The following is a 6,257-nucleotide window of genomic DNA, read 5'->3' on the forward strand; positions in this document are numbered from 1 at the left end:
TTGGAAAAGATTATATCAAAAAGTATCTTATTTATTATTCTTTAATTGTAAGATTAATTATTTAATTTTATAAAATTTTTATATTTTAAATATTAGTTTAAGATAATAAAAAAAGAAAGAGTTTTTACTCTTTACCTTTTTTTATTTATATTTAGTAAGATTCTTTTATAAAAGAACAACAATAGTCAACTAAAGATGTTACTTTTAATTTATATTTAGAATTTTGTGCGATCTCAATACTTGCTGGACCTACGTATTCAACCCAGTCTTCGGCTGGTAACATTACTTCTAAAGTACCTGAGTTTATATCTATAATTGCTTTATTAACAGTATTTAATTCGTATTCACCTTCAAGCATAATACCTAAAGTTTTTTTACTACCATCTTCAAATGTAATACTTCTACTTGTAATATTTCCTTCATACAAAATATTTGCTTCTTTTGCAATAGAAATGTTATTGAACTCCATCAATTTTCCCTTTATTAAAAAATAATTTATAAGATATATTACCATATTTTTTATTTGAAGCCAATATCTATTTTTAATTTGATATAATTTTTTTAACATTTTTAATAGAAAGATACTATGCAAGGCTATATAATTGATATCAAAGCAGTTAAAGATGATGATTTAATCGTCTCAATATTAGCTGAAAATCATATTTACACAACTTATAGATTTTATGGAGCTAGGCATTCTAATATAAATATCGGATATAAAATTGACTTTGAATTAGAAACTAGTTTAAAAGGTTCAATTCCAAGACTCAAAGATGTTATGCAATTAGGTTTTCAGTGGATATTTGACAATGAAAAACTTTATTGTTGGCAAAGATTTATAAAACTATTTTATCCCCATTTAAAAGATGTTGAAGAGATTGATGATTTTTATTTTAAACTATTAGATAAATTATCTCATAAAATGATTAAACAAAATCCCAAAAGAGCTATTTGTAAAAGCTATTTAAAACTACTTAAACAAGAAGGAAGATTACACACAGATTTTAATTGTTTTTTATGCGAATGTAATATTGAAGGTGAGATATCTTTAGTGAGAAGTTTTATGCCAGTTCATCCTTCATGTACGTATAGCAAAAAATTTAAATTTGAAAAAATTGAAGAACTTTTACTTGATAAAAGTCTAATATCATTTGAAGATGAAGAGGTCGATTACTTATGGAATATCGTACTTCAAGGTTTATAAGCTTAAAGGTTATATAATATATTACTTTTAGCAAAAGGTGATTATATGTTTAAATTTGAAGAGCATGATGCATCGAACTATTTAGATGTAGAGAATGAAGACTTAGTTGTAACAAACCTTTTAGATAAATATGAAATATCCTCAAAAACTACTTTTTTATACAATGTGAATGACGATTATCATGCATTAATGGAATATATAAGTGAACAATACATTGATGAAAAAGTGATTCCAGAAGATATTATTGAACAACTTACTTCTAATATAAATTTTAAAACTTATTTACTTACAGCAATTCAAGAAAAAATGAATAACATACTATCTGATAACTCAACAATAGTATTTAAAGAGATTGTTACTATTGTAAACTTATTGTCTTTTGGGAAAAAGTTTGAAATTTTTGAAAGCTATAACTTTTATAATCTTGAAGAACTTGGCCTACTATTTAGAGAGTTTGAAGAAAAACTAAAAGAACTTAAAGATAGTGATGAAAGAGACTTTATAATTACTTTTAATCATTATACAATACTTATAGAAGTGGTAAATGAGCTATGTACTATAAACTCAACAGATGTATTAAGAAAAAAAACAATCAATCCTATTATAGATACTCTTAGTGAAACTATAAATATCGTAAAGTATAATGTTAAACTAGATGAAATTCAAATCAATACACTAAATAATATATTAGGAAAGTTACTATTTTATTATTCACATATACCATTTATAAATACTACAAATAAAGATTCTCAATACCTAATTGATGAATTTAAATTTAACTTTGAAAAACTTTGTGATGGATATCAACTATCGAAAAATACTAATTTTGGTGGAGATTTAAACAACGAAGAATATTATAAAATATTTTTAAACTCAAATACAACTCTACTTTCTACTTTAATATATAAACTTGATATCACTTATAAATATGATGAATTTAAAGATATCGAAAAATTTAAAAAGATAATAGAACTTTATATAAGTGTAATAGAACATACTCAAATACCTAAATTTGAAGATGTACTCGATTTTAAAACTCATCTTTTAAACAACTATATTTATATTTATAATAAAGAACTTGAAACAGATAATTATTTATATATGATAGATGAATTTATTGAAAATCCAGATTTTAATAGTTCAAATATGCATATAATTCATTCTTTAGTACTTTTTGCTTCAAATATAAATGATGAAAAACTATTAAAAATTCTAGAAATTCTAATAAAGCTAGATAAATTTAAAAATGATTATCATGAATTTTATAAATTAAATGTCTGTGATGTTATTATAAATAGATTTACCTATTCACAAAGTCAAATAATGACAAAAGAGTTAGTAAAAGGTATTGTAGAATATGTTGAAACAAATAAAATTGCATCACATTTAATGTCAATATACTCTAAAATATATTTATCTTTGTCTTTATACTATTCTTACTATAGTGATTTTAAATCATTAGAATACTCAAAACTATATTATTTTAACTATGTAGGAATAAATGGTAAAGATTTACTTGAAAATGAATACTCAAAACTAAATAGAGATATTTTATATAATCATGGAAAAAAATCTATTGAAGAAATGGATTTAGAAAATGTAATGATATCAGACTCTAAATGTATTGAAATTGGAACAAAACTATTAAAGATTTTCTTTGAACAACAAGAGATAAATTTAAAATATACTATAAATCAAAAACTATCAAACATAGTCACAGACATTTTTACAAACGATGGATTAAATGATGATTTATTAAATAAACATATTGAAGGATTTATTTCTAGAGATATTTTCCATGGATTAATATTTGTATCTATAGAAGGTTTATGTGAAAATGAATGTACTCTAATAGATTTAGGATATGAAAAAATAGAAATTCCATTAATAGATGGATATAAACTAAGAATGGCATATTCAAATGTTTATAAAAATATTTTTGAAAATATTTATGAAAATAATAAAGATTATATAAAACAGAATATTATCAACTTAATAATAAGCTATATAAAAAGTATTCCTATTTACTATGATAAAGTTACAAGACTCTATAACTTAGATAAACTCCAAACAGATTTAAATAAAAAAAATGAGGAAGAGTTTATATTCATAGAATATTATATAAATAACTTAGTAGATCTAAATAAAAAATATAGTTATTCAAAAACAAATGCATTATTTAAAGAATATGCAAACAAAATAAATGAAATTTCACCTGCATACAGAATGTCTGGACCAAAACTTGGACTTATTTTAAATTCTAAAGAAGATTATAACTCTTTAATAGAAAAGATTAAAAAGGTCTCTATTACATATAATAGTGAAGTTATAAATTTAGATTTAATATTTGCTGTTACTTGGGGAAATAAAAATAATATTTTAGAGAAATCATCTCATTGTGTTAGTTTAGCACTAACTAATAAAGAAAAGTATTATGAGTTTAAGTAATTAAGACTAAGGTCTTAATTACTCATCTAACAATCTGTCTTGTAATTTTTCTACTGCTGATTCAAGATTTTTAACATCTAAACCATATCTTGTAGCTTTTGCAATACCTTTTTGAATATTTTCTTCACTTAAGGGATCAGTGATATTACAAATAGTTTTTATAACATCAAGTATTTCAGTTCTATTTTCATATTCACTATCACAATTTTCAATATCATCAACAAACTCAATAACATTAATTAAATTATCACTTAATTTCCAATGCTTAAAAATACTAGCAGTGATTTGAGATGTTGTCATTCCAGAAACTTCTTTTTCTGCTTCTGCTAAAGTTTTACCAGAAGAAAGTAAAGTTTTAAACTCTTCTGTTTTCCCTTCACTATCAATTACATCTGCAAGGATAAATTTTCCAGCTTCTTGTAATAAAGCAGGTAAAACTAGCTCTTCTTTTAAATCAAACGAAACTTTTGTAAGCCACATTGATGTAAGAGTTGTTGCTAGATTTGACGCTCTCATAAAATCATCACTATTTATTCCATAAACAGATAAGTTTGTTTTTAATAGATTTTGTACTGTTCCACCTATTGCAATAGATATAGTAAAGTTTATTCCTAATAAATTAATAGCTTTGCTCGCTGTTTCAACTTTACTTCTAAAACCAAACATTGCAGAGTTAGAAACCTTTAAAAGTGTTGATACAATCAATGCATCTTTTTCAATAATTTTTAGTAATTCAAATGCCTCTTTTTCACTACTTTGCCGAAACTCTTCAATTTCTGTAATTGTCTTTGGTAAAGGGGGTAGAGATTCAATCTTTTCTATAATACTTTCGTTCAAAACAAAACTCCTATTGCAAAAAAATTTATTTATAAATTATATCAGAATAACCTTATTTATACATTGAAACGGAAATGCATAACATCGCCATCTTGAACAATATAATCTTTTCCTTCAAGTCTTAACTTACCAGATTCTTTACATTTTGACTCACCACCAAGACCAACAAAATCTTCATAAGAAATTACCTCAGCTTTAATAAAACCTTTTTCAAAATCATTATGAATAACTGCTGCAGCTTGTGGAGCTTTTGTATCTTTTTTAATAGTCCATGCTCTAACTTCAACTTTTCCAGCTGTAAAATACGATTGAAGCCCAAGCTTGTCAAATGCAGTATGTATAATTTGTTCAAGTCCTGATTCTTCAACACCTAAATCAGTTAAAAACTCTTTAGCTTCATCATCTTCAAGACCAACAAGTTCTTCTTCAATTTTTGCACAAAGTACAATTACATCAGCATTTACTTCTTTAGCATGTTCTTTTACAATATTAACTAAATCATTTCCACCATCAGCTAATGAATCTTCATCTACATTTGCACCATAAATTACATCTTTATTTGATAAAAATCTTAATTCTTTATCCATTGATATAAAATGTTCATTTTCTAAATCATCAAAAGATTTAACTGGTTTTAAATCCTCTAAATGATTTAATAAAGCAGTTGCAACTACTAGTTGTGCTGCTGCTTCTTTAGAACCTTTTGATTGTTTTTTTAATTTTTCAATTTTTTTCTCACATTGAGTAATATCTGCATAGATTAATTCTGTTTCAATTATTTCAATATCTCTTAAAGGATTAATTTCTCCTTCAACATGAACAATATTTTCATCTTCAAAACATCTAACCATATGTAAAATAACTTCTACTTCTCTAATATTTGATAAAAATTGATTTCCTAAACCTTCACCTTTTGAAGCACCTTTAACAAGTCCTGCAATATCAACAAAATCAATTGTTGAATGCTGAATTTTGTCAGGAACTACAATTTTTGCTAATTCTTCTAATCTTTTATCAGGTACTGGAACAATTGCCTTATTTGGCTCAATTGTACAAAATGGATAATTTTGTGCTTCTGCATTTTGCGCTTTTGTTAAAGCATTAAAAGTTGTTGATTTACCTATATTTGGAAGTCCTACTATTCCTACACCTAATCCCATTTATAACCTTTTTATTTATTCTTTTATATCCTTGTGTTCTAAGGAATTTTAAAACAGATTATAAACGAAAAAGGCAAAAAAGTAGATAAAATGACTATTATTCGGTGCTTTAAAAGTTCAAATTCTTTAAACTTTTATCATATTTTTTCTCACAATATAATTTTAATACTAAAAAATTTACTAAATAAGGATTTTTATTCATTTAGATAATAATTTAACTTAAGTATAATCTTCATATAAAATATAAGGGTTAATACATGTCTCTCATAAAAATAATACTACTTTTAATTATTAGTTCCGTAATCTATGCAAAACCAATTGTAATAAATGATAAAACAAATTTCATTGATTTATTACCTTATTCACAAATTTATATTGATAAAACTAGAAAACTTTCAATAAATGATATACAAAAAAAAGAAATTACTTTTAAAAAAAATAGTCAATCACTTTTAGGATTTGGTTATTCACCAAAATTTGATGTATGGATTAAATTTACATTACAAAATGATTCAGACAAAATAATTTATAAGATAATAGAGTATGATAATACTCTTACATCAAAAGTAGTCTTTTTTGATCCAAATAATAAATATCTAGAAAAAAGA

6 protein-coding genes are annotated in these 6,257 nt (G+C 24.1%); 3 read left to right on the top strand and 3 right to left on the bottom strand.

Annotated features, from left to right (window positions below):
* Window positions 1-151 precede the first annotated feature (151 nt).
* Window positions 152-469, bottom strand: coding sequence for a pyrimidine/purine nucleoside phosphorylase (locus BT997_RS11695; protein WP_258239481.1), 318 nt, complete (start codon window positions 467-469; stop codon window positions 152-154).
* A 117-nt stretch (window positions 470-586) separates the two neighbouring features.
* On the opposite strand from BT997_RS11695, the gene recO reads away from it, so the two are divergent.
* Together recO and BT997_RS11705 are read left to right on the top strand one after the other, a co-directional pair.
* Complete coding sequence (gene recO, locus BT997_RS11700) at window positions 587-1,204, top strand: recombination protein RecO (protein ID WP_072682085.1); 618 nt, start codon at window positions 587-589, stop codon at window positions 1,202-1,204.
* A 45-nt stretch (window positions 1,205-1,249) separates the two neighbouring features.
* Window positions 1,250-3,652, top strand: a complete 2,403-nt coding sequence (locus BT997_RS11705) for a hypothetical protein (RefSeq protein WP_072682086.1) — start codon at window positions 1,250-1,252, stop codon at window positions 3,650-3,652.
* Between the two features lie 18 nt (window positions 3,653-3,670).
* Here the strand turns inward: BT997_RS11705 and BT997_RS11710 are convergent, their stop codons facing one another.
* On the bottom strand, window positions 3,671-4,489 hold the full coding sequence (locus BT997_RS11710; protein WP_072682087.1) for an HDOD domain-containing protein: 819 nt from the start codon (window positions 4,487-4,489) through the stop codon (window positions 3,671-3,673).
* A gap of 56 nt (window positions 4,490-4,545) precedes the next feature.
* Entirely contained in the window at window positions 4,546-5,649 is a 1,104-nt protein-coding gene (ychF, locus tag BT997_RS11715; protein WP_072682088.1) for a redox-regulated ATPase YchF, read from the bottom strand.
* A 257-nt stretch (window positions 5,650-5,906) separates the two neighbouring features.
* Between ychF and BT997_RS11720 the strand changes: the two genes are divergently transcribed.
* Window positions 5,907-6,257 (top strand): 7TM-DISM domain-containing protein (locus tag BT997_RS11720; RefSeq protein ID WP_174247236.1); only part of this gene is annotated, 351 nt, incomplete at its 3' end.

The sequence above is a fragment of the Arcobacter sp. LA11 genome (genome assembly GCF_001895145.1).
In the GTDB taxonomy this organism is placed as follows: domain Bacteria; phylum Campylobacterota; class Campylobacteria; order Campylobacterales; family Arcobacteraceae; genus Halarcobacter.

Bases quoted from the DNA above. Each gene is read 5' to 3' on its own strand.
- BT997_RS11695 (WP_258239481.1), bottom strand. From the start codon at position 469: ATGGAGTTCAATAACATTTCTATTGCAAAAGAAGCAAATATTTTGTAT.
- recO (WP_072682085.1), top strand. From the start codon at position 587: ATGCAAGGCTATATAATTGATATCAAAGCAGTTAAAGATGATGATTTA.
- BT997_RS11705 (WP_072682086.1), top strand. From the start codon at position 1,250: ATGTTTAAATTTGAAGAGCATGATGCATCGAACTATTTAGATGTAGAG.
- ychF (WP_072682088.1), bottom strand. From the start codon at position 5,649: ATGGGATTAGGTGTAGGAATAGTAGGACTTCCAAATATAGGTAAATCA.